Genomic DNA, 26,925 nt, shown 5'->3' on the forward strand with positions numbered 1-26,925 from the left:
CGGGATGCTCGGAGATTCCGTACGGGGGCCTCAGGCGGCCGGCTGCTTCGCTGTCGGGACCGCTGCCCGGGAGAAGCGCATGGCGCCGTCCTCGAGCCCGCCGCGGCGCATCATCACCAGGTCACGGACGTAGTTCTGGAACAGTCGCCACGGAGCCGCGGGGCCCTGCTTGGGGAGCGAATCGATGCTGCGCAGTACGTACCCGGACGCCAGATCGACCAGCGGTGACGCGGCCGTTGTGGAGGCGGGAGCGGTCGGGGTGCAGTAGGCGTACCCGCGCGCGTCCATGTGCCGCAGCAGGCGGCACACGTATCCGGCGACGAGGTCGGCCTTTAATGTCCAGGACGCGTTGGTGTATCCCACGGTGAACGCCAGGTTGGGGACACCGGAGAGCATCATCCCCTTGTACGCCAGCGTCTTTCCCATCTCCACGTCGCGACCGTCGACGCGTACGGCCATCCCGCCGAGCAGGAGCAGGTTCAGCCCCGTCGCGGTGACGACCACGTCGGCCTCGAGTTCCTGCCCCGAGGCGAGCCGGATTCCGTTCTCCGTGAACGTGCCGATCGTGTCGGTCACGACCGTCGCCCGGCCCTCGCGCAGGGCCTTGAACAGGTCGCCGTCGGGAACGAAACACACCCGCTGGTCCCACGGGTCGTACCGCGGCCGGAAATGGACATCCACCTCGTAATCCGCGGGCAGGTGGCTCAGCACGCCCTTGCGCAGCAGCCTCTTGACCAGAGCCGGCCGGCGCCGGCTCAACTGGAAGAAGGCCATGCTGCCCAGCACGTTGGCCCAGCGGACGATCGGATAGGCGATCTTCGACGGCACCCGGCCGAGCAGCGCACCGGCGACGGGGTCGATCGAAGGCCGTGACATGACGTAGCTCGGGGAGCGCTGCAGCATCGTCACGTGTGCGGCCGACTCCGCGAGCGCCGGGACGAGGGTCACCGCGGTGGCGCCGCTGCCGATGACGACAACGCGCTTGCCGGTGCAGTCCAGGTCCTCGGGCCAGTGCTGCGGATGCACGAGCGTGCCGGTGAACCGTTCGACGCCGGGCAGTTCGGGGGTGAATCCCTCGTCGTAGCGGTAGTAGCCCGAGTTGACGAACAGGAAGCCGCACGTGAGACGAATGCGCTCGCCGGTGTCGGTGCGCTCGGCCGTCACGGTCCAGCGGGCCTCGGGCGTGGACCACTCGGCGCGGACCACACGATGGTGGAACCGGACCTTCTCGTCGATGCCGCGGGTCCGCGCGGTGCGACGGACGTAGTCGCGGATGGACGGGCCGTCGGCGAAGGTTTCTGGTTCGGTCCAGGGCTGGAACGAGTACCCCAGGGTGAACATGTCGGAGTCGGAGCGGATGCCCGGGTAGCGGAACAGGTCCCAGGTGCCTCCGATGGCGTCGCGCGCCTCGAGGACGGTGTAGCTCTTGTCCGGGCATTCGTCCTGCAGATGGCAGGCCGCGCCGATCCCGGAGAGTCCGGCGCCGACGATCAGAACGTCGACGTGCTCGTCGTGCATCGCGCTTCTCCGTTCCCCGAGGTCTCGGCGACCGAGGTAGGTGACGCAGAACACTATCAACGGGCGGGCGATCGGCCAACGGCCTCGGCGCGGACAGCACACGCCCGCGCACGACGCACCGCACACGGCCGTCCGGAAGGTGTGAAGTCAGCGGCGGCGCCGCAGCGCCCCCTGCAACGCTGCGGTGCCACCGATGCCTGCTGCCAGCACGAACAGCAGCAGGACGACATTGGCGGTCACGGCTGCACCCGCCGTGCCGCGGTCCGGAGGTCGCACCCGCGGTGTGCCGCCTCGAATGCCGGACCGAAGGTGTCGAAGCACGCGATCCGGTCCTCGAATCCCGCGTCCCGTACCGCGCGCCGCACCGCCGCACCGCCGGCGACGGTGATGTTCGCGCCCCGCTCGCGGAGCAGCGACTCGGCCCGCTCGAGCAGTGCCGCGGTGTCGCACTCGACGGCGGTGACCTGCAACAGGTCCAGTACCACGCCTCGACCCCGCACGACGGCCTCGCGCAGGAACGAGTGCAGCACCGGCGCGGCGCCCTCGTCGACGCTCCCTGACACCTGCACCACGACGGGACCGCCCGGCGGTTCGTCGACGTCGATGCAGACCCGGGTCCCGTCGCCGGAGAAGTCGTCGAACAGCGCGGTGTCGAGCAGCGACGACGAATACCGGTGCGGTGCGTCCAGGATGGAGCGCAGATAGACCATGGCTGTTCCTCCGATGATTCCGACTGCTGGAGCAGCGCCCGGTCGGGGGACAGGGGAGCGCAGCAATCGCCTCCACGAGACGAGAACCGGCTGCTTCTCAACCTTGTTCGCAACAGTAACGTCTCGGCCCTGTGCCCGGCGGCCGAATCTGTGAAATTTCCGTGAAGATCCCGGGAGTCCCTTCAGCGCGCTCCGGAGCGCGTGGACCGCACCGCCTGCCGCGGTTCCGGCACGCACCGCTCATAGGTGCGCACGGCGTCGGCGGCGGACCGGTCCCACGAGTAGCGGGTGCTCGCCCGGTCGTGGCCGGCGAGACCGAAGGCGGTGCGCTGGACGTCGTCGGTGAGCAGGCCGTGCAGGGCCGCAGCGACGGCCTCGGATGCGTGCGGGGGCACCAGCGTGCCCGTCACCCCGTCGACGACTGTGTCGAGCAGGCTGCCGACGGCGGTCGCGACGACGGGCCGCCCGCAGGCCATCGCCTCCAGCGGCACGATGCCGAGCGGTTCGTACCAGGGAGTGCACACCACGACGTCCGCCGACCGCAGCAGCGCGGGCATGTCCTCCCGGGGCACGGGCCCGGTCATCCGCACCCGGTCCCGCACGTCGTGCTGTTCGGCGACGGCGCGCAGGCGGGCGGCCTCGGCATCGTCGGCGAGGTCGCCGTCCACCGGTCCGCCGGCGATCACCAGTTCCGTGTCGGGGAGCAGGGCCAGGGACCGGATCGCGACGTCGAAGCCCATGCGCGGCACGAGCGGGCCCACGGTGACGATTCGGTGCCCGGCCCCGCGCGCTCGATGCTCGGGGCCGGTGGGCGTGAAGAGCTCGAGGTTCACGCCGCAGGGCACGACGGACGTGCGGGTGCGGGGCAGACCCAGCGTGGCGAGCTCGAACACCTCGTCCGAGCAGGTGGCGGCCACCCGGCTCGCGCCCAGGGCCAGGAGCCGCTCGACGCGGATCCGGCTCGACGAGCCGGAGTCTGCACTGCCCTGGTGCCGGCGCTCGACCACGCCCAGGGTGTGGAAGGTCTGCACCGTGGGCACCCGGGCGTTGCGGGCGGCGAGCTGGGTCGCGATGCCCGACATCCAGAAGTGGGCGTGGGCGACGTCGGGCCGGTCCTTCGTCCATGCGCGTTCGAGGAAGGTGCCGAACTCGCCCATCCGCGGGAGGAGTTCGTCCGCCGGCAGGCGGGTGGGTGGCCCGGCGGGGACGTGGACCACCTCGTACCCCTCCTCGGTCCGGGCTCGTTCGGGAAGATCGGGGTCGTCGCGACGGGTGTAGACGGTGACGTCGTGTCCCGCCCGTACCAGCGCCGCCGACAGTTCGGCGACGTGCACGTCCCGGCCGCCGGAGTCTGCGTCGCTCGGGGCCGCGAGGAGGCGTGCGTGCTCGGACACCATCGCAATCTTCATGACCCTTCCCTCCTGCGGGTTGCCGCGCTCGTCACCTCGTCGATCAGCGCGTACCGCCCGCAGCAGCCCCGCGCCCACGGCCCGCCGTCGAGGAGGGACGGCAACGGGTCCTGGGACCCCTGAACGTGTGAGGGCGTCCACGAGCCGTGGATCTGCCACGGAAGCACGTTCGGTGGGTGCGCCATGGGCACAGGGTTACCGATTCTGCGGCGGGTAAAACCGAGGAGGCGGAATCGTCTCGGACGCACGCGTGCCTCGATCCGGCGGACGGGATCGTCGCACTGCCGGGGGAGCGTCTCGAGTTTGATCGGCGGCTGTGCGGGTAGCGCCCTCGGCCTGACGCGCACAGCCAGGATCCGGGAGCCGTGGAACACACGCACGGGGCAGGCGCACGTCCCACGGCCCGGCGAGCCGTGACCGACCCGGTCGACATGCAAGCTGGCGAAGACCGACCGGTACCCCTCATGGCACCGGATGTCGCGGTGTACCGCGTTCCGCGGGAACGGGTTACCGGTCGAAATCGGTACCGCTCTCGAGGACGCCGACGACCGCCTTGGCCCGAGCGATCCACTCTCGTACCCGCGTCCCGGACACCCGGCGAGGAAGTTGCGCCAATCGCAGCGTGAGCGTGTAGTCACCTTTTCGGTCGCGAACCGGTAGTACGACCGAACCGAGGTCGTACGTTTCCGCACCGTCGAGGTCGTGCAACCGGTAGTCGACCGTCGACCTTACGACGCATTCCCGGATGCTCCGTTCCTGTGCCGGTGTCAGCCTTCCGCTCTCGTACCGGCGGGTGGCGGCGCGCATCTCCTCGTATGCGGCACCGCCCTCCCGGGGCAGGAACGACAGCAGGAACCCGTGTTCGCGGACGAAGTCGAGACGGTCCCGGTAGAGCTGTCTGCCGGACTCCTCGACGCCGCGAGCCTTGGCGATCCACCGCTCCTGATCCTCGGGAGGCAGATCGAAGACGAGTGAATCGCCGATGGGTGGCACGATCGGAACTCGCTGCGCCAGTCCGTTCTCCGGGTCGATTCCGGGAGCCGACGCGGAGAGAACGGTCGCCATCTCGTCATGGCCGACGGCCGTGTAGAGCGTGACTTCGCAACCTATTTCGTTCGCGAGGTCCCTCACGGCCGGCCGCGCGCAGTCCGCATCCTGAATCGCCGACAGAATCCGGTGCTCCATCCGGGCCATCAGCGACGTGCCGACGAAACTTCCGTAACCGCCCTGAAAGAAGATCAGCGGGGCCACCGGGTTGGTGACGGCCATGTCCGCCACAGCGCACAGGACGATCCAATGGTCGCCCGCCTCCACCGTGTCGGTGATGCGGGTGTCGATCCACGCCACCGATTCCGCCAGTACGGGGTCCCCCGACGGGGACAGGAACCAGTCGATCCCGTCGAACTTGTTCTCCCAGCGTCGTGCGACGGTGGCGACCAGTTCCTCCTGCTCGCCGCCGACGATGTTGACGCACAGCGAAGTACACTCCCGCATCTTGGCGAACGTCCTCGACGTCTTCATCGGCATGAAGGAGACGAGGGGCGGATCGAGAGACACCGAACCGAAGGTTCCGACCACCAGGGCGAGCAGTTCCCCGTCGTCCGCGCGGCCGGTCACGACAGCCACACCGGTCGGGTAGTGCCCCATCACTTCCCGGAAGAGCCCCTGGTCGACCGGGGTCGCGAAACCTGTCATGGAGGTCCTCCTGATCTCGGGGACGGTGGGATGGTGCCGGCATGCATCGAGATGCCGGGTTCAGTGCTTGACGTACTTGGACTGCAGTTTCCGGCCGAGGCTCTCGGGCCGCAGGAAGAGGATGCAGAGGAGACCGCCGACGAGAAGGATGATGCCGGTGATGGTGAATGCCTGGTGCACACCGATCGCCATGTTCGTCGCCATTTCGGTGGTCAGTTCGCTTCCTGCAGCGGGAGAGACGTAACCGGCGCGGGCCATCAGCCAGCCCACGAGCGTGGGGGAGACGATGGCACCGATCGACGCCACGCCGCCGAGCGTGGCCATGAGAATCGGTCGCTGCTTGGCGCCGACCGCATAGGCGATCGCAGAGGCGGTCATCGGGTACGCGAGGCTGCAGCCCGCGGCGAGGCACAGGAGGGCGACGGCCAGCACACCGGAGGTCGCCTGGACCAGGATGAAGCAGACTCCGGCCACCAGAGCCGCGATGCCGAACGGGACAGCGATCGCGCGATGCGCGTTGTGGCCGCGCTTCATCAACCGGTGGCCGAGGAAACCGAGCAGCAGCAACACGGCGGCTCCGAGGATCCAGGGAAAGGTGGTGACGGTGCCGACCTGAGGAAGCGACAGGCCGACGACGGTGCCGAGGTACTGGGGCAACCATGTCGTGACGAACCCCTGGACCCAGAAGTTGGAGGCGCCTCCGATCACCGCGGCGAAGAAAGTCATGCTGAGCAGGGCACGCCATACGACGACAGGCTTCTGTTCGTCCACATCGTTCGTGGCCACCTCGTCGGCGACATCGGCCGGCTTCCGATCGGCGGTGCGGTCGGCGGCGGGGTTCTGCTTGCCGTGCCCGGCAAACGGTCCGTCACCGGCGATCAGGAGCCAGGCGACGACCCACACGAGCCCGACGATGCCGAGGACGCCGAAGGCCCAGCGCCATCCCCAGGCGACGATGACCCAGGCGAGGGCAGGCGCGGCGATGACCGGGCCCAGGGTCGAGCCGGCGGCCACCAGGTTGGACGGCAGGGCGCGACGGCGCGGCTCGAACCACGAATGGGCCGCGGTGAGGGACATCGCCGTGGCGGGACCTTCCGCGCCACCCAGGACGATGCGGGTCACCAGCAGCACCGCGGCACCGCCACCGAGGAGCATCGGGAACTGCATGACCGCCCAGACGACGCCCATGGTGAGGATGATCCACTTGACCGAGAATCTGGCGGCGAGGAAACCCGTGACCACGGAGACCACCGCGTAGAGGAAGAAGAACGCGCTGCCGATGAAACCGAACTGTACGGCGGAGATTCCGAGATCGGGCATGGCCTTCGAGGCCACCAGGCCGAGTACGGCCTTGTCGGCGAAGGCCACGATCTGGAAGAGGACGAGCAGAGCCGTGATTATCCACGCCTTGCGGTTCATCCTGTGGAAGTCGATCCTCTTCTCCCCGGGTTCCGGGGAGACAGAGACTTCGGGCGCCACGGTCGAAGCCATGAGCAGCCACCTTTCCTAGCGAGCTGCGGATGCGGAATCCGCCAGCGGGTCGACAGTGGTTCAGAAGCTATTTCCATGCGTCCTTACTGCGGTAGGAGGGAAACCTTTACTGTCGGCCCTCGGCTTGTTCGCCCAGAATGGAGGAGTCGAGACCGGAGGAGGAGTATGAGCACGCGCGCGTCGGAGCTGTCTCTGCGGGAGCAGGTCGGGGTGGTCCGGACCGGGTCGGTGCCGGCCGAGGACCTCGCCACGCAGGTCAGACGAGCGATCGAGCTGCGCGAACCGGAACTCGACGCCTGGGTCTGCCTGTCGTCGACGATTGCGGCAGAGGCTCGTGCCGTCGACCGGGACCCCGGCTCTGCGCCTCTGGCCGGTGTGTCCGTCGGAGTCAAGGACCTCATCGACGTAGCCGGGATGCCCACGCGTGCCGGCTCTGCAGTCACCTCCCCGGATGCCGTCGGCACCGATGCTGCCTGCGTGACCCGTCTGCGTTCCCTCGGTGCGATCGTCCAGGGCAAGACCGTGACGACCGAGTTCGGCTACTTCACCCCCGGCCCCACCCGCAATCCCCACGCCCTCGATCACACCCCCGGCGGGTCCTCCAGTGGATCGGCTGCGGCCGTCGCGGCGGGGACCGTGCCCCTCGCGCTCGGCACCCAGACGGCGGGTTCGCTGACCCGGCCGGCCTCGTACTGCGGAGCCGCCGGCATGGTCCTCGCCCACGGCACCACGGACATGTCCGGCATCACCGGTCTGAGCGAGTCACTCGACTCGCTGGGCCTGCTCACCCGGTCCGTGGCCGATCTTCGCTTCGTGCACAACGCATTCACCGGTCGCGAGCGCTCCGATGCCCGGGCTCCGGAGCCGGTTGCCCGGGGCCTGGTCTGGAACGCCGGTGCTCTCCACCCTCTGGAGCCGCCCATGGCGGCGTTGCTGGAACATGTGCCCGCCCTGCTGGAAGAGATCGGAGTGAAGGCCGAACCGCTCGACTGGGACGATCATGTTCAGACCTTGGCCGAGGACCACGTCACCGTCATGTCGTACGAAGCCGCCCGGGCACGGGCACACGAGTTCGACGAACATGCGCAGGCACTGAGCGCGCCGATCCGAGACCTCCTGGAGAACGGTCGCAGGACCCCCGGGGCCGAGTATTCCGCGGCCCTGACCCGTCGGGACCGCTCTCGTGAACTGCTGGACGAGATTCTGGACTCCGCTCCGATCATCGTCGGTCCTGCAGCGCTGGGTCCGGCCCCGCTCGGCCTGTCCGCGACCGGGTCGCCGATCCTCAGCCGGCCGTGGCAGCTGCTCGGTCTACCGGTCGTGGTCGTGCCGGGTGCCCGTACCCCCGCGGGACTGCCGCTGGGCCTGCAGATCGTCGGGCTGCCGGGGCACGAGGACCGGCTGCTCGACGTGGGCGAGAAGCTCGAGGCCCTCCTGCGTGAACTGCCCGTGATTGCCGTCTGAGCCGCCCGCTCGCTCGGCTCGGTGACAAGACTCGCTCGGCTCGGTGACATTACTCGCTCGGCTCGGTGACATTACTCGCTCGGCTCGGTGAAAGGATCAGCCATGCTCGAACCCCGCCCCACCAACCATCACAGGATGTTCCTCACCTGCTACGAGGACACGTTCGACCGCGGTTGGCACCACGTCGATCTGTTCGTCCACGACGAGTACGGTCGTGAGGTCAACTGGGTCCACTGGACGGTGGAGGCCGACGGCCCCGAGGCGGCCGACGAGTCGGTCCGCAGGGAAGAACCACTCCTGCGACGGACCACCGCCTGGCGGCACCAGGTGAGCGCGGCGGGAATGAACTACTGGACCGCCGATGCCGGCTGGGACGACGCCGCGGCGGACGTCGCCTGAGCAGGTGGTTCCCACCGCGGGGCGGACGGGGACAATGTCGGGAGCCAGGGATACGCCCTGGCCCCCGAATCCGGAGGTGAAGAGCCATGGCGGAGAGTGCGGACGACCTCCGAGCCGAGACGACGGTGTACGTGGTCGACGACGATCTCGAACTGTGCGAATCCGTCGACTGGTTGCTGGAGAGCATCGGGATCAGACCGGTGATCTGCCACAGCGGTGAGCAGTTCCTGAACGCCTACGACGGGAGCCGGCCGGCCTGCATCGTCCTCGACGTGCGCATGCCCCGCATGAGTGGGACACGGTTGCAGGAGAAGCTCAACGAGTTCGCGCCGCACGTGGCGATCATCTTCGTCTCCGCCCACGGCGACATCCGGATGTCCGTCTCCACCCTGAAGGCGGGGGCGCTGGACTTCCTCGAGAAGCCCTACGATCCGCAACGGCTGCTGGACGCCGTGCAGGCCGGGGTGGAGAAGGCCCGGCTCCGCTTCACCGACCATGTCGTGCGGGAATCGGTCCGGAACAAGGTCTCGTCCCTCACGCCGCGCGAGCGTCAGATCCTGGCCCTGGTGGTCGAAGGCCTACCCAGCCAGAACATCGCCCGGAAACTCGGCATGAGCGTGAAGACCGTCGACGTCCATCGTGCTCGTATCAAGAGCAAGACGGACGCCGACAGCATCAGCACCCTCGTGCGGGACGTCCTTCGGTACGGGGTGGACGTGCCGGTCGAGGATCAGTAGTCGAGGATCAGTAGTAGTCCAGCACCAGGCGCTCGCCCGCTGCCCGGGACACGCAGACTGCCATGATCTCGCCGGATTCCTTCTCGGACTGCGTGAGAACGTTGTCCCGGTGGATCGGAGTCCCTGCCAGCACCTGCATGATGCAGGTACCGCAGATGCCCTCCTGGCAGGACGTGTCCACGTCGCAGCCGTTCTCCTGAAGCACCTCGACGATGCTCCGGTCGGCCGGGACCTGATAGGTCTCCCCCTCCAGTTCCACCTCGAACGCGGAGTTCTCGGAGGCGTCCGGCTGTTCCGCCGCGTGGAAGTTCTCGAGGTGGATCGACCCGGCCGGGACGTGCCGGCCGGCGAGCGCAACGACCTTGGTCATGAACCCGTCGGGTCCGCACGTGTAGACGTGGGCTCCGGGATCCATTCCCGCAAAGGTGGTTCCGAGGATCTCGTCCTGGTCCTCCCGGGCCACCCCCAGATGGGCACGGAGCTTCTCCGGGCAGCGGTCACGCAGCAGCGGAAGGAAGGCGGCTTCCTTCTCGCTGCGCGCGAAGTAGTGCAGTTCGAAGCTGATGCCGTGGACGTCCATGTAGCGCGCCAGGCTCAGCATCGGGGTGATGCCGATGCCGGCGGCGACCAGGACGTGGTGCGTGGCGTCCGTCGCGATGCTCAGCAGGTTCCGTGGGGAGCTGATCCGGAGAACGTCGCCCACCCCCACTTCGTGGAGGGCGGCCGAGCCGCCGCGGGAGTTCTCCTCGCGCTTCACCGCGAAGGCGAACGAATCCTGCGCATCGGGCGTGCTGAACAGCGAGTACTGGCGGGTGATCGACGTGGGTCCGACGACATCGATGTGCGCGCCCGGCAGATACGTACCCAGTGGCGACCCGTCGGTCTTCGCCAGCCTGAACGATCTGACGGTGGGTGATTCCTGAATGATCTCGGCGACGGTGACGTCGATGAGTGCCATGTCCGTTCTCCTCGTGAATTTCTCCGGACGGAAAACGCCGACCGGGGCCCTCCCGGACGGGAGGACTCCGCTCAGCGGAGGTACAGCCCGCCGTTGACGTCCCAGCAGGCACCTGTGACGAAGTAGGCGTCGTCCGAGGTGAGCAGCCCGACCATGTCCGCCACGAACGACGGACTTCCCAAGCGGCCCACCGGAATCCCGGCGACGATGCCCGCGAGCCTGTCCGGGGGCACCGTGGCCCGCACGACCGGGAGGTCGTGCGGCCCGGGAGAGATCGCGTTCACGGTCACTCCCCGGCCGGCCAGCTCGCGCGCGAAGACCTTGGTGGTGGTCAGGATCGCTCCCTTGGAGGCCGCGTAGTGGCCACCGGTTGCCGTCCCTCCGTTCTGGCCGGCAAGTGAGGCCATGTTGACGATCCGTCCGAAGCCCTGGTCGGCCATGGCCGCGCCGAACACCTGGCAACCGAAGAAGATGCTGTTCACGTTCGTCGTGAGCACACTCGTGAAGTCCGCCTCCGCCAGGTTCATCAGATCCGCTGCCTGCGTGACGGCAGCATTGTTGACGACGATCGTGGGGATGCCCCAGATCTGCCGGCATGTCGCCAGGGCCTCCTCGAATCCGACCTTGCGACTGACGTCGAGCTCGAGACCGCGTGCGGTCGATCCGTCGGGGGACAACTCCGCCGCGAGGGCTTCGACACCGGCCGTGTCGATGTCGGCGAGCAGAACCCTTCTACCGTCGGCGTGGAGTTTCCGGGCAATGGCGGCACCCATACCTCCGGCCGCGCCGGTGACAACGGCGATACCCGGCCCGGTGCCGGTGGACTGAGAGATCACATCGGCCCCCTACAGCAGGTAACCCGAGGCGCTGACCGCGTCCTCGCTGTCGATGAGCCGCACGACCTTGAGCGAGATTCTGTCCCCGTCCGCTCCGAGAACGATCCGGTGGGTCAGCTCGGCGCCGAGCGTCGTGAATTCGTTGCGCTTGAACGCATTGAGGATCTGGGCCGATCGGAGAGTGACCGAGGTGTCGGTGATTTCCTCCACGGTGAACCGCGAGACGATCCGCACGGTCCGGGCCGCGGCCACCGCGGAGGGCGAGTAGCCCTGCATCATCCGCTCGACGCGCAGGTGCCGCATGCGCTTGTCGTCGTAGACCATGTTCAGGCCCGCGGCGAAGTCGTCGGTGTCCGGATCGATGGGAATCACGTAATGTGCGTCGTCCGTGTACATCTGCTCCCAGGCTCGATAGTCCTTGGCGTCGAGGACCTGAGCTTCCTTCCAGACGAGCTCGATGGCCCGGAGGGTACGGGAGTCCGTCAGGGTCGGCATCGGTACGACCTCAGTCATTGCTCATCATCTTCTTCCACATCGCGTAGGCTTCCCGCATCCCCGTCTCGTCGGTGACATGAGAGGTGGGCCAACCTTCTTCGGTCGTGTACTCGCGTCCCTCGCCGCGGTTGACGAGGATCGGCATGTTCGGATTGCCGCCGGCCCCGATCTGCACCCGGATCCAACCCTCGGCGTCGTCGGGGCTACCGAAACCGAACGGCCCCTGGAAGTGCTCGTGGATCCTCAGTCGCTCGCGGTTGACGCTCTCGGGCCCGCCGTCCATGCCGAGGGCCATGTGCCAGATCTCGGTCTCGTCGACGGAGAGAGGGATCAGGACCCGGAAGAACGACGACGACATCGCGACGTTCGGGAAGGTGTTGAGGTTGAACCCGCAACCGTGCATGGAACGCATATAGCGACGGATCCGTTCGGGGCTTTCTCCCGCGGCGGCGAGTTCGTCGACCAGATGCTGGAAGCGGGGCTGGATCTCCTCCGTTCCGTCGTCCACATCGAGATCCGCGTGGGCCGCGGCCATGATCGCGACGCTGTGCCCGTTGCCGAGGGCGTGGGTCTCGGCCGCGGGGTCGTCCATGAATGACATCATGTCCGCCGTCTCGGCGTCGACGGAGGCCATCCACGACTTGTGCACCATCGGGAAGTGGTACCCGTCCGTGGTGTTCTCGAGCTGGATCTTCCAGTTCCCCTTGAACCGGAACTTGTGAACGCCGAGCACCTTGGTCGGAAATCCGTTGCTCTGCTTGAAGAAGCGTTCCATCCAGATCTTGGCGTCGCCGAGGAAGTCCTCGAGCGGCTCGGCGTCCTGGTCGAAGGTTGCCCAGATCATCCCCAGGTAGCTCTCGGTGCGCAGCGTCTGGAGCGGGAAGTCCTTCTTGTCCACGACGCCCTCGTAACCGTCCGGGTAGGGGATGCCGCGAAGACGTCCGTCGAGTGCGTAGGACCAGTTGTGGTACGGGCACGTGAAGCCGTTGGCCTTGCCGCTGCGCTGGTCGCACACCGTCGCCCCGCGATGCCGGCATCGGTTCAGCAGGGTGTTGAAGTTGCCCTTGCGATCCCGGGTCACGATGACCGGCTGGTCTCCGACCTGGGTGGTCTTGAACGAGCCCGCCTCCGGGATCTCGCTCTCGTGTGCCACCCACACCCAGGTCTTGTAGAAGATCTTCTTCATCTCCTCCTGGAAGATGTCCGGATCGGTGTACAGCCGGCCCGCGACCCGGTCGTTCGCGACGAGGTCCGCGTAGGTGCGTGCGGTGGGTTCTTCTGTCGTCGTCATGTGATTCCTTCGTTCGTGAAGTGCAAGGGCGGGCATCACCGGGATGCATCAGATCCGTTGGAACATCGCCTCGGCGGGCAGCGGCGCGGCGAACATCCGGCGGGTGCAGAACCGGCTCATGCGAGCCGCCGTACGTCCCCCGGTCCGGCCCAGGTCGAAGTCGATCGTGAGCCGGGCGCAGAGAATCTCGGCCGTTCCCGTCGCATAGAGCGACAGTTGCTGCATGATCCACTGCCCGCTCGCACGGTTGCCGTCGAGACGGATCTGCTCGCTCCCGAGGAGATGCACGTTGCGGAGGAAGTGGTCGGCCGGCGGCAGGTACCGGGACACGAGGGCCACGATTTCGTCTCGGCCCCTGGCGATTCCGAATTTGCCGGCGTACTCCGGACCCAGTCCTTCCCAGGTCGCGTCGTCGGTGAACAGGACGCCGAGCTGATCCGGGCTCTGCAGCGGGCCGGGCACGTCACACAGGTCCAGATAGCGGGCGAGACAGTCGCGGACGGCCTCCTTCGCCTCGACCACCTCGAGGCGGTGCTCCGTGTCGGTCACGGATCAGACCTCGACGTCGGCGCGGATCGTCAGCTCTCGGCCCATGCGGGCCTCGATCTTGAAGTACTTCCAGAGGGCGTACTCGCCGATCATCGTCGTCCGCAACAGGTTGCACGCGGCCCGCACGGTTTCCTGGTCCTTCACGTCGGCCAGGACGTAGCAGGTCCAGGGCCAGCCGTCGGACGGGCCCACCATGTGGGCGTCGTCGTCGAACGTGCCGATGACATGGATGCCGTCCATGTTCGCGAGATTCGAGAGCATGGTGGAGATGCCGACCCACACCGGGCCGATCTCCGCCTTCGGCAGGTCGAAGAAGTTCTGGTTGTTGCCGATGCAGAACAGGGTGCGCAACGGTTCGGCGGTCATGGGGCGTCCTTTCGCTGGGAAGGCAGGCGCTGGTCTCGAAGATCCCGCCCTGGTCAGGGGAAACTGGGGATCCCGGGTTCCAGGCCGAGGAGAACGGCTCCGGCCGCCTCGAAGGTGTTGGTCTGAAGCATGGCGTGCTGAGCCGGGACGAGAGCGTCCCGAAGGTAGCGCTGCAGCGGGTGGCTCTCGTAGATCGCCCCGGTGCCGGCCAGGTCGAACGCGGCGAGCACGACGTTGCGGCCGACGTGGGCGGCCTGGGTTGCTCCCAGGCGGAGCAGGGCCGTGTACTCGTCGGTGATCTCGTCGCCGCGGACCGCCAGGTCCCACACCTCGTCGGTGATCTCGTAGAAGAAGGCCCGAGCGGAGCGGAGATCGGCCTCGGCGCGGGCCAGGCCGGTCTTGTAGGCGGGCCGGTTTCCCTTGCTGTCACCGCCGGTGATGCTGGATCGGACCGCTCCGACCTCGTGGACGTAGTCCAGCGCGCCGCGGGCGGCGCCGAGAGTCACCACCGCCAGCACCTGGGCGGCGTAGGCGAGCGACGGATACCGCGTGAGCGGCTCGTCGATCAGGGGAGCGCCACCGCGGACGAACGTCATCTCCTCGGGGACGAAGAGCCTGTCGGCCTTCACTGCGTGTGACCCCGTCGCCTTCATTCCGGCGACATCCCAGTTCTCCACGATCTCCACGTCGGCAGGGTCCACGAGGGCGGTCAGTGGCTTGCCGTTCGTTTCCGGGCCTCCGGCGAGACCGATGCCGAGGATGTCGGCGCCCAGGCATCCGCTGGCGAACTGCCAGAGCCCGCTGCACAGGTAGCCGCCGTCCACCTTCTCGGCCTTCTGCATGGGGAACAACCCGCCGGCATAGGCGACGTCCGGGCCGTCGGAGTAGATCTTCTCCTGGGTTTCGACCGGCAGGGCCGCGAAGTACACGAGCGAGGATCCGAAGCTTGCCACCCACCCGGTGGCCGGATCCACCGCGGAAATCCGCTCGACCTGCCTCATGAAGGAGGAGGGGGCCATCGGTTCTCCGCCGAACCGTGCCGGGGTCGACGCGCGGTAGAGTCCGGCCTGCTTCAAGAGCGCGATGAAGTCCTTCGGCACGAATCGTTGCCGGTTGAACTCGTCGCGCCGGTCCAGCAGCACGGCGAGGGCGTCCTCGAAGGCCTTCTCCCGGGCAGGGCCCACCGCTGCCGCCTGCACTGGTTTCATCGTGCTCCGGATCGCCATCGTCGTCTCCATCCACCTCGTCGTGTCGCGCTGAGGAAAACGCTAGGAAAGGTTCGGACGAGGCGGTATCGGGATTTCCTCCGCCGGTCATAAAGCATTCCCCTATGGTCGATCCGCCGCTCGTGGGTCGACAATGAACCGTCACGGCACCCGGAGGTGAGGATCGATGTTCCCGACAGGCCGCGACTTCCAGGAGATGGTGGAGAAGACGGAAACAGGGATCCTCATCCACGAGGCCGCGTCCAAGAACATCCTCTGGGCCAACCCCGCCGCGTGCCGGATGTTCGGTTTCACCCTCGACGAACTGCGACCGTTGAAGGCCCACCACATGAGCAGCCAGGAGCGTCAGTACCGGCGCTCGGTCGGGGTGGCGTGGTTGCAGGACGCGGTCGTACACGGCTCGAGCCGCAGACAGTGGAAGTACCGGACCAAGGACGGTCAGGACTTCCTGGCAGACGCGGTCGCCTCGCTCCTGACCTTCCAGGACGGGCAGGTCGTGATGGTCGAGTTCCGCAACATCGCCGAAGAGGTGGAGCTCCAGGAGGAGCTCAGCTGGGTGTCGCAGTCCCTACAGCGCATCATGACGCACACGTCGGCGGGCATCGTGGTGCTCGACGAGATGAACTGCATCGAGGACATCTCGCCGCTCGCGGCCCAGCTCTTCGGCAGAACGCCGGACGAACTGTCCGGTGTGTACCTGGAGGATCTGGGCCGGTGTGAGCCTCGCCTGACCGCCGAGCCCGTCGTCGCCAAATTGGACGCGGCGGCCGGGCCGGTGGGCATCATGCAGGAGATCGAGAAGAGCGACGGCAGCACCACCTGGCTGGCCGGCTTTCTCGAGGCCGTGGTGCACGACGGAATGACGTCCCGGGTGCTGACGATCCGTGACGTGACGGATCGCGTGGAGTGGGAACGCCGGCATGCGTATCAGGAGGCCAACCTCCAGTACCTCAGCCGGTACAACGCGATGGGTGACATGGCCATGATCCTCGCTCACGAACTCGGGCAGCCCCTCGCCGCCTCGACGAACTATCTGAGCGGCCTCAAGGCGCGCATCTCCGACCGATCCCTCGACCCCGAGGCGCTGAGCTACGGGTTGGACAGGATGGAGAAGCAGCTCGGCCGGGCGGCGGAAATCGTGTCCTCCGTGAAGCGCTACGTGCGGCGGATCGAGAGCACCAAGGCTGCCATAGACCTCAACGAGACGGTCGAGGAGAGTTTGTACTTCGTTCGTCTGCGGGCAGCCGAGCGGGGCGTGCACATATCGATCGACAGGTCCCGTTCCCCGTTGCCGGTGGAAGGAGAGAGCGTGCTGATCGGGCAGGTGGTCATCAACCTCTGCTTCAACGCGATCGACGAGATCGTGTTGCCCTCGACTTCCGTCAAGGAGCTGACAGTCCGGACGGCCCGGCGGGGTGAGTGGGCCTGCGTCTCCGTTCTCGACCAGGGACGAGGGATGGACGGTGCCTCGGGAAACCGTCTGGCCTCCGGGGCCTTCTCGGCCAAGCAGGACAGTTCCGGGATCGGCCTGATCATCTCGGAGCACATCGTCGAGCGACACGGGGGCAGCATCCGGTACCTGCCAAACCACCCGCACGGTACCGAGGTCCGGATGTGCCTGCCCATCTCCGAGTAACTGCGATCCACCTCCGAGGGCAACCTCGGCTGACACAGGTGTGCTGGGTACGGCGGCACCCGGCCCGGGGCGGCGCCGTGGCCACAACGGCGAAGGTTCCTGGATGACGGGTCCCGGAGAAGCCGCTGACTTCGGTCGTCCCTGGGGGCGAGCTATGGGCTTTGGACCCTAGAGAGCCGGTGATGTGATTCGTAGCGTCGGAGTCGGCGGCATCGCGACGAGGAGGCTGGCGATGACTGATACGACGGCGACCCCCATCCCGGCCGGCATCGAGTCGCCCGACGAGGTTCACACCCGGTTGGGCACGTTGCGGTTCTTCGACGGCTTCCCGGACGACGCGACGGTCCGGACGTTGTTCGACAACCTGGACTTTCAGCGTGCCGTGCAGGCGTACCTGCTGGCTCTGCCCGCGCTGAACATGGCGGCGATGCGCAGCGCGCTCCTCGAATGGGGCCCGGTGAACTCGACGGCGTACGTCTTCGAAGACCTGATGCATCCGCGCACCGTGTGGCTCACGGCTAACACGAGCACGTCGTACACCGCCATCTGGATCGACCTGCACGACGGTCCGCTCGTGATCGAGGCGCCGCCCGGCGTGCTGGGCGCGATCGACGACAGCTGGGGACGCTGGGTGGTCGACGTCGGCCTGACCGGACCCGACAAGGGCCGGGGCGGCGCCTACCTGCTGCTGCCCCCCGGCTACGACGGTGAGGTCCCCGGCGGCTACTTCGTGGTGCGGACCAACAGCTTCGGCATGGTGCTGTTCGTTCGGGGCTTCCTCGACGAGCACGGCGATCCCCACCCCGCCGTCGAGGTCATCAAGGACAAGACCCGGGCCTACCCCCTCGCGCTCGCGGGCCGTCCGCCGTCCATGCGGTTCGTGAACGTGTCGCCCGAACCCATGGTCGGCGTCCCCCCGGCCGACTTCCGGGCGTGGGAAATGCTCGACGAGGTGGTGCAGTCGGAGCCGCCCGAGTCGTCCGATCCGCTCACCCTGGGATTCTTCGCCTCGATCGGCATCCGGCGCGGCAGGCCGTTCGACCCCGACGAGCGCATGCGCGCGATCCTCACCGAAGCCGCCGCGGTGGGTGACGCCACCGGTCGCGCCCTCACCTACCGGTTCCGGCAGCCGGAGGCCTACCGCTACCCGGGCAGTACTTGGCGCGCATTCTTCCTCGGTGGTCATCGGTTCGAGGAGGACGGGGTCGCCCTGCTCGACGCCGCCGCTCAGTTCAACTTCTCGGTGACCGGCGTGAGTCCGGCAGAGGACGTCGAGAGGATCGGCACCGGTTCCCAGTACGTCGTCGCCTGCGTCGACGCCGACGGCGCCCCGTTCGACGGCGGCCGGACCTACCGGCTCCGCGTCCCTGCGAACGTTCCGGCCGGCAACTTCTGGTCGATCCTCGCCTACGACACCCAGACCCGGTCCATGCTGCAGACCGGACAGGAGTGGCCGTCGGTGACGAGCCAGGACCGCGATTTCACCACGAACGAGGACGGCTCCGTCGACGTCCACTTCGGTCCCGAACCGCCCGAGGACGGTCACAACTGGATCCAGACCGTTCCCGGCAAGAGTTGGTGGGCCATGTTCCGGCTGTACGGCCCCCTCGCACCGTGGTTCGACAAGACGTGGCAGCTGCCGGACATCGAGCGACTCGCGTAGAGGCGCCGACGCGGCCTCGTGGTGCCCTCGGCCCGGCACCGGCGAGATCCAGTCGGTGCGATCTCAGATCTCGCGCCAGCTCTCCCCGGCCATGTCGTGGCCGTGTGCCGCCATGAGCATCAGTCCACCGTCGACGGGAATCGAGCCGCCCGTGAGGTACGACGAGCGCGGCGACGCGAGGAATGCGATGGCCGACGCGACCTCGTTGACGTGCCCGGGCCGGCCGACCGGGTTGCCGGGGCGGTCCTCACGATACGCCTGGGATTCGTCCATGCCCGTCATCGGGGTCGAGATCTCGCCCGGCGCAATCGCATTGACGAGGATGCCGTGCCGCCCCAGCTCGAGTGCGAGGCACTTGGTGAGCATGCCCAGGCCGGCCTTGGCGCTGCAGTAGGCGGCGGCGCCGAGCCGGGGGATGTGCTCGTGCACACTCGTGACGTTGATGATCCGGCCACCGCGGCCGCCCGCGATCATCCGACGGGCGGCGCGCTGAGCGCACAGGAACGGACCCTCGAGGTCGGTCGCGAGAACCTCCCGCCACGTGTCGTAGCTCAGGTCGAGGATCCGGTCCATGTGCCCGATTCCGGCGTTGTTGACCAGAACGCCCAGGCCGCCGAGCTTCTCGGCGAGCGTGTCGACGACGTCGGCGGTGTCCGGACTGGTCAGGTCCTGGTGGACGACGAAGCAGCGCTGTCCGCGCTCCTCGATCCCGTCCCGGGTGTTCCGGGCCCCGGCCTCGTCGGTGTGGAACGTGATGCCTACGTCGAATCCCTCCGAGGCCAGCACCTCGGCGGTGGCTTTTCCGATTCCCGAATCGGCTCCGGTGACGATCGCAAGTCTCTCGGGTGCAGGAATATTCATGCAGGGCCTGTACCCACTCGTCGTCCCCTCCACGCCGATCGGTGGTCGACGGGCGCTCACCTCGAGTAACGTCATGACCGGTGAGCACAGGAGGTGCACCCATGACGACCTTTGCCGTGACCGACACCGGCGACGGGCTGGATGTCACCGTCGACGGCACGACCCACCGCCTCGGCGTGGCGGACGCGCGCCGGCTCGCACACCGGATCCTCGACGTCGTCCACGCCGCCTATCCCGAACGCACGGGCGCGGGACTCGAATCGTGGCCCACGGAGCGCCTGGAGGAGTTCGTCGCCGACCTCGAACGGACCGTGAACCCGGACCGGCCCGGGCACATTCTCAGGGCCGCTCGGGTGGAGCTGGATCGCCGTCGGGGCGCCGCCCGGTGATGAGGAAGATGACCCGTTCGGCCACGTCCACGGCCTGGTCCCCGAAGCGTTCGTAGAAGCGTGCCACCAGGGCGAGGTCGACGGCGGGGGTCACGCCGTGCGTCCACGCCGGGTCCCGGAGCGTCCCGAGCAGACGGGCGTGGACGGCGTCGAGTTCCGCGTCGGTGCTCCGGACCCGGGTGACCAGCTCCAGATTCGGCTCCGTGAAGACGTCACACAGTCCGCGCGCCATGCCAGCCGTGAGTTCGCCCATCCGGGCGATGTCGTCCCGGACCTCGTCGGGGGCGAGCTCTCCGGGGGTGCGCCGCCGGGCTGCCCGCGCGATGTGCAGGGCGAGCTGGCCCATCCGCGCCAGGTCGCTGCTCATCCGCACCGCCGAGAAGACGAACCGGAGATCGCCGGCCACCGGATGCTGCAACGCCAGGATCGCCACGGCCCGCTCGCTGCACTCGGTGTGCAACGTGTCGATCTGCTCGCCGAGATCGAGCGCCTCCTCGGCCGCGGCCACGTCGCCGTCGAGCAGCGCACGCGTCGACAGCTCCAGGGCCTTCGCCGCGAGCTCGGCGAGACCGCGGAGCCTGCCGGTGAGGTCGCGTAACTGTTGATCGAACGAGGCCCTCATGTACACCGATCCACTGCGCTGTCCTCCGTTGCCGTTACGGGGGTATACCCGGAAGCGGCCCCGTCGACGCCCGGTGGAGGCCCTTCGGGCCGGGGAACCGCCGCCGTCAGTTCTCGGCTTCCTGCTCGCGCTGCCGCCGCAGCCGCTGTGCGGCCGTGTGCGCGCCTTCCCGCTCGAGGGCCTGGAGCATCTTCTCGACCTTGTCCGCAGAGGCGCGCGGCGGCAGCAGCGGGGTAGCCGGATCGACGACCGCCTGGATCAGCACCGGACGGTCGGCGGTCAGGGCGGTGTGCCACGCCCCGTCGACGTCCTCGGGGCGATCGACCCGGATGCCCTCCAGGCCGAGCAGCCGGGCGTAGTCGGCATAGGGGAAGGGCGGGACGGTCTGCGAGGCGGGGATGCGGGCGTCGCCCTCCATTTCCCTCTGCTCCCAGGACACTTCGGTGAGGTCGCCGTTGTCGAGGACGAGGACGACGAAGCGCGGATCGGCCCAGTCTCGCCAGCGGTGGGCAAGGGTGATCAGCTCCGAGATGCCGTTCATCTGCATGGCGCCGTCCCCGGCCAGGGCGATCACCGGACGATCCGGATGGGCGAGCTTGGCGGCCAGTCCGTACGGCATCGCGGACCCCATCGATGCGAGCGTGCTCGACAGGTGCGCCGGCACTCCCGGCGGCAGTCGCAGGAAACGCGCGTACCAATACACGACCGATCCGACGTCCACCGCCACCTGGGCGTCCGCCGGGAGCCGGTCGGACAGGGCTGCGACGACAGCCTGCGGATCGAGGACGACGGCCTGCGGATCGAGACCGTCCGGGGGCTCCGCGCACCGTGCGGCGGCGATCCGCCGCCAGTTCCGGACCATCTGCTCGACGTCGCGGCGCCACGGTCCGGCGGTCCGGTGCAACCGGGGCAGCAGGGCGCGCAGGGTCTCGCGGGCGTCCCCGGCGAGGGGCACCTCGACGGGATACTTGGCGCCGAGGTTGCGGGCGGCGATGTCGATCTGCACGGCACGTGCCCGTCCCGGGGCGGGATAGAACTCCGTCCACGGATCGTTGCTGCCCACGATCAGCAGGGTGTCGCATCCGGCCGTCAGGTCCGCAGAGGCGGTCGTGCCGAGGTGTCCCATGACACCGCAGGCCCAGTCCCGGGACTCGTCGATCACCGGTTTGCCGAGCAGCGACGTCGTGACGCCGGCGCCGAGCAGCTCCGCGACCTCGCCGATCTCCGCGGCCGCGCCGTATGCGCCCTGGCCGACGAGCAGCGCGACCCGTCGCCCGGCGTTGAGCAGGTCGGCGGCCCGGTCGAGATCGGCGTCGGTGGGCAGCACCCGCGGGACCGCGACCGTCGCGGCGCTGGGGACCACGCCGTGGGCGTGCTCCTCCCCGGCGACGTCGGCCTGCTGCACGTCGTGCGGGACGATCACACACGTCGGGCTGGAGGTCGCCCGTGCGGTGCGGAAGGCGTTGTCGAGCACCGCGCCGAGTTGTTCGGGGGTATCGAGGGTCTGCACGTACTGGGCGCACACGTCCTTGAACAGCGTGGGCAGCGCGACTTCCTGCTGGTAGCCGCTGCCCTGGGCCGTCGTCACCACGTGCCCGACGATCGCCACCACCGGTTTGCCGTCCAGCTTGGCGTCGTAGAGGCCGGTGAGCAGATGCACCGCCCCGGGTCCCTGGGTGGCGAGGCACACCCCCACCTCCCCGGTGTATTTCGCGTGCCCGGTGGCCATGAAGGCCGCCATCTCCTCGTGCCGGGCGGTGACGAGCTCGATGTGCTCGGCCGCCCGATCCAGAGCGGCCAGGATCGGGTCGATCCCGTCTCCGGCGTAGCCGAAGACGCGGTGGACGCCCCAGGCCCGGAGCCGGTCGACTATCCCGTCGGCGACGTTGGCCATGCTGTTCCTCCCGGTGGCGCCCGGCGTCCGCCGCGGGCACCCTTCGTCGTGTCCTCCGGGGCCGGGTGCCCGGTGGGGGACGGGCGAAACCTCGGGTGGGCGGCACACTGGTCGCATGAGGTTGCTGCTGCTGGCCGACACCCACGTCCCCGTCCGCGCGCGGGACCTGCCGGCGCGGGTGTGGGAGGAGGTCGACCGCGCCGACGTGGTGCTGCACGCCGGCGACTGGGTCGAGGTCGCGTTCTTCGACGCATTGTCCGAGCGGGCCGGACGGTTGGTCGCGTGCTGGGGCAACAACGACGGTGCGGAATTGCGGGGCCGGATGCCCGAGACCGCGCGCGTGACATTGGAGGGTGTGCGCTTCACCGTCGTCCACGAGACCGGAGCCTCGGCAGGCCGGGACGGGCGGATGTCGGCCGCTCATCCCGACACCGACGTTCTGGTGTTCGGGCACAGCCACATTCCGTGGGACACCACCACGGCGACGGGGCTGCGCCTGCTCAACCCGGGGTCACCGACCGACCGTCGGCGCCAACCGTTCTGCACCTTCGTGACCGCGACCGTCGCCGACGGCGGACTGCACGAGGTGGAACTGCACCGCCTGTGACGGGCGGAAGTCGGATATCGAGCCGAACGACCGGTTCGGGCGTACGGTGGGTGTGCCCCGCCACCGCCCGAGGGAGCCCACATGCCTGCATCCTTCTTTGCGCATCCGCACCAGGCGTTCACCGCAGGTTTCTACCGCGACGAGGACTTCGACTTCGAGGTCCGGTTCCTGCTCGGACAGGCCGTGCACGGTGCGGCGGACGTGGGGGAGGTACTCGCCACCATCGCCCCGCTCGGCGAGAAGGATCACGAGAAGTGGTTCGAGGCCTGGGTGGCGCTCGGCAGTCGAGTCCGGGGGCTCGCCGATGCCTCCGCCGAGGCCGGGCACGTCGTCAGCGCCGCGGGCGCATACCTGCGTGCCGCAACGTATTTCGCTACCGCGGTCAACTCCGTGGACGGTCTGGCCGACGACGGCCCGCTGCTGCCGACGTTTCGGCAGCACCGGGCGGCGTGGGACCGGTTCGTCGAGACCACCGCGCACCCGGCCGAGCGGGTGGACATTCCCTACGAGGACGGCTTCCTGCCGGGCTATCTGCTGCGGCCGCTCGGCGAGGAGACCCGCGAACCACGCCCCACCCTGATCCTGAACAACGGCAGCGACGGGCCCATCAGCAGCCTGTGGACCGCCGCCGGGGCCGGCGCCCTCGCCCGCGGCTACAACGTGCTGTTCTTCGACGGTCCAGGGCAGCAGTCCATGCTGTTCGAGCGCGGCGTGCCGTTCCGGCACGACTGGGAGGCCGTGATCACGCCGATCGTGGACTTCCTCCTCCGGTACCCGGAGGTCGACGGCTCGCGCATCGCCCTCTACGGGATCAGTCAGGCCGGATACTGGGTGCCCCGCGCACTGGCCTTCGAGCACCGGATCGCGGCGGCAATCGCCGATCCGGGGGTGGTCGACGTGTCCGCGTCGTGGCTTGCCCACATGCCCAAGAACATGATCGAGTTGCTCGAGAAGGGCGACCGGGAGAAGTTCGATCGCGACATGGCCTTCGGCATGCGGCTGTCGGGCCGGCTCGAGCGCACGTGGCGGTTCCGGGCCCGCCCCTACCGCAGGATGGACTCGTACTTCGACACCCTCACCGAGGTGCTGAAGTACCGGCTCGGCGATCTCCCCGAGTCGATCACGACGCCGCTGTTCGTCACCGACCCCGAGGACGAGCAGTTCTGGCCCGGCCAGTCCCGGCAGCTCGCCGACCGGCTGCGCGGGGCGAAGGAACTGGCGTCGTTCACCGCGGCGGAGGGTGCCAACTTCCACTGCCAGCCCCTCGCTCGCAGCCTCACCGATCAGCGGATGTTCGACTGGCTGGACACGGTGCTGGCCGACCGGGCCCGCGTCCGGGCCTCCGACGGCGCGTCGGCGCGTGAGGTGGCGGACGGCTGAGCGAGGTGGCCGCCGGGCAGGAGATCCGGCCCGGAGACCTCCTCAGCCCGCGAGGAACAGGGCCGCCGCCGCATCCCGCGCGATCAGAAACCCGGCGATACCCAGCACCCATCCCAGCGCCGAGTCGGCGTGCCGGGCGGTGAACTCGTCGAGACGTCGCAGCAGCGGCTCGATCCGCCGGTGCACGACGAGCCGGCCCACCACCAGCAGCAGGGCCGGCAGCACCATCACCGCGCAGTACCCGGCGAGCAGGCCGGCGCCGGTGGCGGCCGGCAGTCCCGTCGCCACGATCGTCCCGATCGCCGCCAGGTACGGCAGCATCGTGGCGACCTCGACGGTCCCGGCACCGAGCGCGAGCACTGCCACACCGGACGCCGTCCGTTGCCGCTCGAGGGCCCGGGAGCGCCAGTGCCGCAGCCGGCTCCCGCGGCCCGCAACCCGCGCCTTCCCCGAGTCGAATCGCCAGCTCATCGCGAACAGAGCCGCGCCCACCGAGAGTTGCGCCCAGTGCCACGCCGTCGTGTCGCTCCACCGCGCGAGCGCCGCGGCGCCGTTCCGGCCCGCGGACATCAGCACGAGTCCGACGACGAAGTAGAACGCGGCGATCGACAGCAGGTACACCAGCAGGCGGCGTACGGGGGGCCGGCCCGGCGCGGTGAGCAACCACAGCGGCACGACGAGGGTGCCGAGACTGGTGCTGTCCACGAGCGCCAGCACCGCGAGCGTGCCCAGGAGAGCGAGGTCCATGGCTCGATGCTCGGCGGTCACCGCACGCGTGTCGTCGGTCTTCGGAACGAGGCGGGGTCCTCCGTCGGGAGGACGAACCGGCCGCGCCGCTGTGCTGTGATGAACGGGTGCCGCGTTGGTCGTCTCTCTCCGTCACCGCGCAGGGCTGGTGTATCGCGGTGGCCGAGTTCCTGCTCGGGCTGCTGTTGCTGTCCGCAGGTCTGTACGAACTCGCCCCCGTCAGGGTGGAGGCTCCGGCGGCCGTGCGTGTCGGCCTGCTGGCGGCCGTGTGCGGCGCAGCGGTGCTCCGGGCGCGACGGCCGGTGGCGGCGCTCGTGCTCGGTGCGGTGCCGCTGGGCATCGACCTCCTGCTCGGGCCGTCCCTGCCCGTGTGGCTCGTCTACTCCGACCTGCTCTACGCCGGCGTCCGCTACGGCACCGAGCGGCAGGCACGGGCGCTGCTCGGCCTCGCCTCCGCGCTCTCCGCGGCCTGTTTCGGGGTCGTCTACGTCGTCACCGGGAACTGGCAGCTGCTGGTGCTCACGGCGATTGCGCTGTCCGCGTTCGTCGGCACTCCGCTGTGGTGGGGGCGCGCGGTCCGGTTGCACAAGGACGTCGCCGACGCCGAACGCGCCCGCGCCGAGGCCGTCACCACGATCGCCGAACTCGACCGGCGGGCCGCCGTGGCGGCCGAGCGCAACCGCATGGCCCGCGATCTGCACGACGTCGTCGCCGGGCACCTGTCGGCGATCGCGATCCAGTCCGAGGCCGCGCTGGGCCTCTCCCGCGATGCGTCGTCGCCGACGGCCCGCCGGATGGAGGCGCTGCACGCCGTGCTCGAATCGGTGCGGAGCAACAGCGTCGACGCGCTCGAGGAGATGCGGGAGATGATCGGACTACTGCGGGACCGGCCCGTCCTCGGCGAGACGACCGCGCCCGGGCGGCTGGCCCACCTCGGCAAGCTCGTCGACTCGGCCCACGCCGGGGGCACCGTCGTCCACGTCCGTCGGTCGGGTCCGGGGCGGCAGCTGCCCGTCGCCGTCGACCACGCCGCCTATCGCATCGTCCAGGAGGCCCTGACCAACGCCGCCAAGCACGCGCCCGGCGTCCCCGTCGAGCTGTCGCTGGACGCGCGCGGCGACCGGTTGGAGGTGACCGTGCGCAACCCGCTCCCCGACGGGACGGTTGCCGCGCCGCGCACGCCGTCGGGCGGCCGGGGCCTGGCGAGCATGCGGGAACGCACCGAACTTCTCGGCGGCCGGTTCCGGGCGGGTCCGTCCGACGGGACGTGGGTCGTGGGGGCGTCGCTGCCGCTGCGCCCGGGAGCGCCGTCGTGATCCGGGTGCTGCTCGCCGACGACCACGGAGCCATCCGCGCGGGGCTGGCGATGATCCTGTCCGCGACCTCCGATCTCGAGGTGGTCGGCGAGGCCGCCGACGGCGACGTCGCCGTGCGTCAGGTGCGGGCGCTGCGGCCGGACGTGGTGCTCATGGACATCCGCATGCCGGGCACCGACGGCATCGAGGCCACCCGCCGGATCCGCGAGACGAGCGATACCCAGGTGCTCGTCCTCACGACCTTCGACGTCGACGAGTACGTCCTGGGTGCGCTGCGCGCCGGCGCCGCGGGCTTCCTGCTGAAGTCGGCCTCCGCGCAGGAACTGACCGACGGTATCCGGCGGGTGGCCCACGGCGACGGCGTGCTGTCCCCGCAGGTGACCCGCACCGTCATCGCGGGCCTGGCCGCCGGTGCCGCCGAACCGGTGCCGCCGCCGACCGGCGTTGACCTGCTCACGGACCGGGAACGCGAGGTGCTCGACTGCCTCGGTGAGGGCCTGGCGAACCAGCAGATCGCCGAGCGCCTGAACATCGGCGCCACCACCGTCAAGACCCACGTCTCCCGGGTCCTGGCGAAGCTGGGGGTGGATTCGCGGTTGCACGCCGCGTTCGTCGCCCGGCAGATCGCGGGCAGGTAGGTCGCCTCCTCCGGAAGGAGGACACCCG

26 protein-coding genes are annotated in these 26,925 nt (G+C 69.0%); 10 read left to right on the forward strand and 16 right to left on the reverse strand.

Annotated elements, in window-relative coordinates; all coding sequences use genetic code 11:
- Nucleotides 1-30: 30 nt before the first annotated feature.
- The 5 genes from OCS65_RS05155 to OCS65_RS05175 form a co-directional block, all read right to left on the reverse strand.
- Nucleotides 31-1,518, reverse strand: a complete 1,488-nt coding sequence (locus tag OCS65_RS05155) for a flavin-containing monooxygenase (protein WP_029546298.1) — start codon at nt 1,516-1,518, stop codon at nt 31-33.
- Nucleotides 1,519-1,754: 236 nt separating this feature from the next.
- Nucleotides 1,755-2,228, reverse strand: a complete 474-nt coding sequence (locus OCS65_RS05160) for an STAS domain-containing protein (protein ID WP_006931741.1) — start codon at nt 2,226-2,228, stop codon at nt 1,755-1,757.
- 182 nt (nt 2,229-2,410) lie between these two features.
- Nucleotides 2,411-3,637 carry a glycosyltransferase gene (locus OCS65_RS05165; protein WP_029546295.1) on the reverse strand — a complete coding sequence of 409 codons (1,227 nt, stop codon included), beginning with the start codon at nt 3,635-3,637 and terminating at the stop codon, nt 2,411-2,413.
- A 507-nt stretch (nt 3,638-4,144) separates the two neighbouring features.
- The gene (locus tag OCS65_RS05170) at nt 4,145-5,332 is read right to left on the reverse strand and encodes a flavin reductase family protein (protein WP_029546293.1); all 1,188 of its coding nucleotides are present in this window, start codon (nt 5,330-5,332) and stop codon (nt 4,145-4,147) included.
- 60 nt (nt 5,333-5,392) lie between these two features.
- On the reverse strand, nt 5,393-6,823 hold the full coding sequence (locus OCS65_RS05175) for an MFS transporter (RefSeq protein WP_029546291.1): 1,431 nt from the start codon (nt 6,821-6,823) through the stop codon (nt 5,393-5,395).
- Nucleotides 6,824-6,988: 165 nt separating this feature from the next.
- Here OCS65_RS05175 and OCS65_RS05180 point away from each other — a divergent pair, with 165 nt between their 5' ends.
- The 3 genes from OCS65_RS05180 to OCS65_RS05190 all read left to right on the forward strand — a co-directional run bounded on the left by OCS65_RS05180 (nt 6,989) and on the right by OCS65_RS05190 (nt 9,423).
- Nucleotides 6,989-8,287: an amidase gene (locus OCS65_RS05180; protein WP_029546288.1), complete on the forward strand. Its 1,299-nt coding sequence runs from the start codon at nt 6,989-6,991 to the stop codon at nt 8,285-8,287.
- Nucleotides 8,288-8,389: 102 nt separating this feature from the next.
- Nucleotides 8,390-8,686, forward strand: a complete 297-nt coding sequence (locus OCS65_RS05185; RefSeq protein ID WP_006931784.1) for a hypothetical protein — start codon at nt 8,390-8,392, stop codon at nt 8,684-8,686.
- Between the two features lie 86 nt (nt 8,687-8,772).
- Entirely contained in the window at nt 8,773-9,423 is a 651-nt protein-coding gene (locus OCS65_RS05190; protein ID WP_006931786.1) for a response regulator transcription factor, read from the forward strand.
- A 7-nt stretch (nt 9,424-9,430) separates the two neighbouring features.
- Here OCS65_RS05190 and OCS65_RS05195 read toward each other — a convergent pair whose 3' ends face one another.
- From OCS65_RS05195 to OCS65_RS05225, 7 genes are all read right to left on the reverse strand, one after another.
- Nucleotides 9,431-10,381 carry a PDR/VanB family oxidoreductase gene (locus OCS65_RS05195; RefSeq protein WP_006931788.1) on the reverse strand — a complete coding sequence of 317 codons (951 nt, stop codon included), beginning with the start codon at nt 10,379-10,381 and terminating at the stop codon, nt 9,431-9,433.
- 71 nt (nt 10,382-10,452) lie between these two features.
- Entirely contained in the window at nt 10,453-11,217 is a 765-nt protein-coding gene (locus tag OCS65_RS05200) for an SDR family NAD(P)-dependent oxidoreductase (protein ID WP_080688648.1), read from the reverse strand.
- Nucleotides 11,218-11,226: 9 nt separating this feature from the next.
- Nucleotides 11,227-11,730 (reverse strand): aromatic-ring-hydroxylating dioxygenase subunit beta, encoded by a 504-nt coding sequence (locus OCS65_RS05205; RefSeq protein WP_029546282.1) that lies wholly within the window; start codon nt 11,728-11,730, stop codon nt 11,227-11,229.
- The gene (locus OCS65_RS05210; protein WP_006931795.1) at nt 11,723-13,003 is read right to left on the reverse strand and encodes an aromatic ring-hydroxylating oxygenase subunit alpha; all 1,281 of its coding nucleotides are present in this window, start codon (nt 13,001-13,003) and stop codon (nt 11,723-11,725) included. The genes OCS65_RS05205 and OCS65_RS05210 overlap by 8 nt, the downstream gene beginning before the upstream one ends.
- Before the next feature lie 48 nt (nt 13,004-13,051).
- Complete coding sequence (locus OCS65_RS05215; RefSeq protein ID WP_263509064.1) at nt 13,052-13,552, reverse strand: nuclear transport factor 2 family protein; 501 nt, start codon at nt 13,550-13,552, stop codon at nt 13,052-13,054.
- 3 nt (nt 13,553-13,555) lie between these two features.
- Nucleotides 13,556-13,918: a hypothetical protein gene (locus OCS65_RS05220; protein WP_168580147.1), complete on the reverse strand. Its 363-nt coding sequence runs from the start codon at nt 13,916-13,918 to the stop codon at nt 13,556-13,558.
- A 53-nt stretch (nt 13,919-13,971) separates the two neighbouring features.
- Complete coding sequence (locus OCS65_RS05225; RefSeq protein WP_050035955.1) at nt 13,972-15,156, reverse strand: acyl-CoA dehydrogenase family protein; 1,185 nt, start codon at nt 15,154-15,156, stop codon at nt 13,972-13,974.
- A 154-nt stretch (nt 15,157-15,310) separates the two neighbouring features.
- Between OCS65_RS05225 and OCS65_RS05230 the strand changes: the two genes are divergently transcribed.
- Both OCS65_RS05230 and OCS65_RS05235 read left to right on the forward strand, forming a co-directional pair.
- Entirely contained in the window at nt 15,311-16,780 is a 1,470-nt protein-coding gene (locus OCS65_RS05230; protein WP_006931801.1) for a PAS domain S-box protein, read from the forward strand.
- Nucleotides 16,781-17,012: 232 nt separating this feature from the next.
- Complete coding sequence (locus OCS65_RS05235; RefSeq protein ID WP_168580143.1) at nt 17,013-18,443, forward strand: DUF1254 domain-containing protein; 1,431 nt, start codon at nt 17,013-17,015, stop codon at nt 18,441-18,443.
- 63 nt (nt 18,444-18,506) lie between these two features.
- Here the strand turns inward: OCS65_RS05235 and OCS65_RS05240 are convergent, their stop codons facing one another.
- Nucleotides 18,507-19,304, reverse strand: coding sequence for an SDR family oxidoreductase (locus OCS65_RS05240; protein ID WP_231772412.1), 798 nt, complete (start codon nt 19,302-19,304; stop codon nt 18,507-18,509).
- A gap of 101 nt (nt 19,305-19,405) precedes the next feature.
- Between OCS65_RS05240 and OCS65_RS05245 the strand changes: the two genes are divergently transcribed.
- Nucleotides 19,406-19,693: a hypothetical protein gene (locus OCS65_RS05245; protein WP_006931807.1), complete on the forward strand. Its 288-nt coding sequence runs from the start codon at nt 19,406-19,408 to the stop codon at nt 19,691-19,693.
- Here the strand turns inward: OCS65_RS05245 and phoU are convergent.
- Both phoU and OCS65_RS05255 read right to left on the reverse strand, forming a co-directional pair.
- Complete coding sequence (gene phoU, locus OCS65_RS05250; RefSeq protein ID WP_006931809.1) at nt 19,644-20,315, reverse strand: phosphate signaling complex protein PhoU; 672 nt, start codon at nt 20,313-20,315, stop codon at nt 19,644-19,646. The two genes, OCS65_RS05245 and phoU, sit on opposite strands and share 50 nt — an antisense overlap.
- Before the next feature lie 106 nt (nt 20,316-20,421).
- Nucleotides 20,422-22,209: a thiamine pyrophosphate-requiring protein gene (locus OCS65_RS05255; protein ID WP_006931811.1), complete on the reverse strand. Its 1,788-nt coding sequence runs from the start codon at nt 22,207-22,209 to the stop codon at nt 20,422-20,424.
- Between the two features lie 115 nt (nt 22,210-22,324).
- Here OCS65_RS05255 and OCS65_RS05260 point away from each other — a divergent pair, with 115 nt between their 5' ends.
- Together OCS65_RS05260 and OCS65_RS05265 are read left to right on the forward strand one after the other, a co-directional pair.
- The gene (locus tag OCS65_RS05260; RefSeq protein ID WP_029546272.1) at nt 22,325-22,816 is read left to right on the forward strand and encodes a metallophosphoesterase family protein; all 492 of its coding nucleotides are present in this window, start codon (nt 22,325-22,327) and stop codon (nt 22,814-22,816) included.
- Nucleotides 22,817-22,897: 81 nt separating this feature from the next.
- Nucleotides 22,898-24,196, forward strand: a complete 1,299-nt coding sequence (locus tag OCS65_RS05265; RefSeq protein WP_006947317.1) for an alpha/beta hydrolase family protein — start codon at nt 22,898-22,900, stop codon at nt 24,194-24,196.
- A 42-nt stretch (nt 24,197-24,238) separates the two neighbouring features.
- Here OCS65_RS05265 and OCS65_RS05270 read toward each other — a convergent pair whose 3' ends face one another.
- Nucleotides 24,239-24,943: a GAP family protein gene (locus tag OCS65_RS05270; protein ID WP_029546270.1), complete on the reverse strand. Its 705-nt coding sequence runs from the start codon at nt 24,941-24,943 to the stop codon at nt 24,239-24,241.
- 107 nt (nt 24,944-25,050) lie between these two features.
- Between OCS65_RS05270 and OCS65_RS05275 the strand changes: the two genes are divergently transcribed.
- On the forward strand, nt 25,051-26,259 hold the full coding sequence (locus OCS65_RS05275; RefSeq protein ID WP_029546268.1) for a sensor histidine kinase: 1,209 nt from the start codon (nt 25,051-25,053) through the stop codon (nt 26,257-26,259).
- Nucleotides 26,256-26,897 (forward strand): response regulator, encoded by a 642-nt coding sequence (locus tag OCS65_RS05280; RefSeq protein ID WP_006947321.1) that lies wholly within the window; start codon nt 26,256-26,258, stop codon nt 26,895-26,897. Before OCS65_RS05275 ends, OCS65_RS05280 begins: the two co-directional genes overlap by 4 nt.
- The last annotated feature ends 28 nt before the right edge of the window (nt 26,898-26,925 follow it).

Source organism: Rhodococcus aetherivorans, assembly GCF_025722975.1.
GTDB lineage: Bacteria > Actinomycetota > Actinomycetes > Mycobacteriales > Mycobacteriaceae > Rhodococcus > Rhodococcus aetherivorans.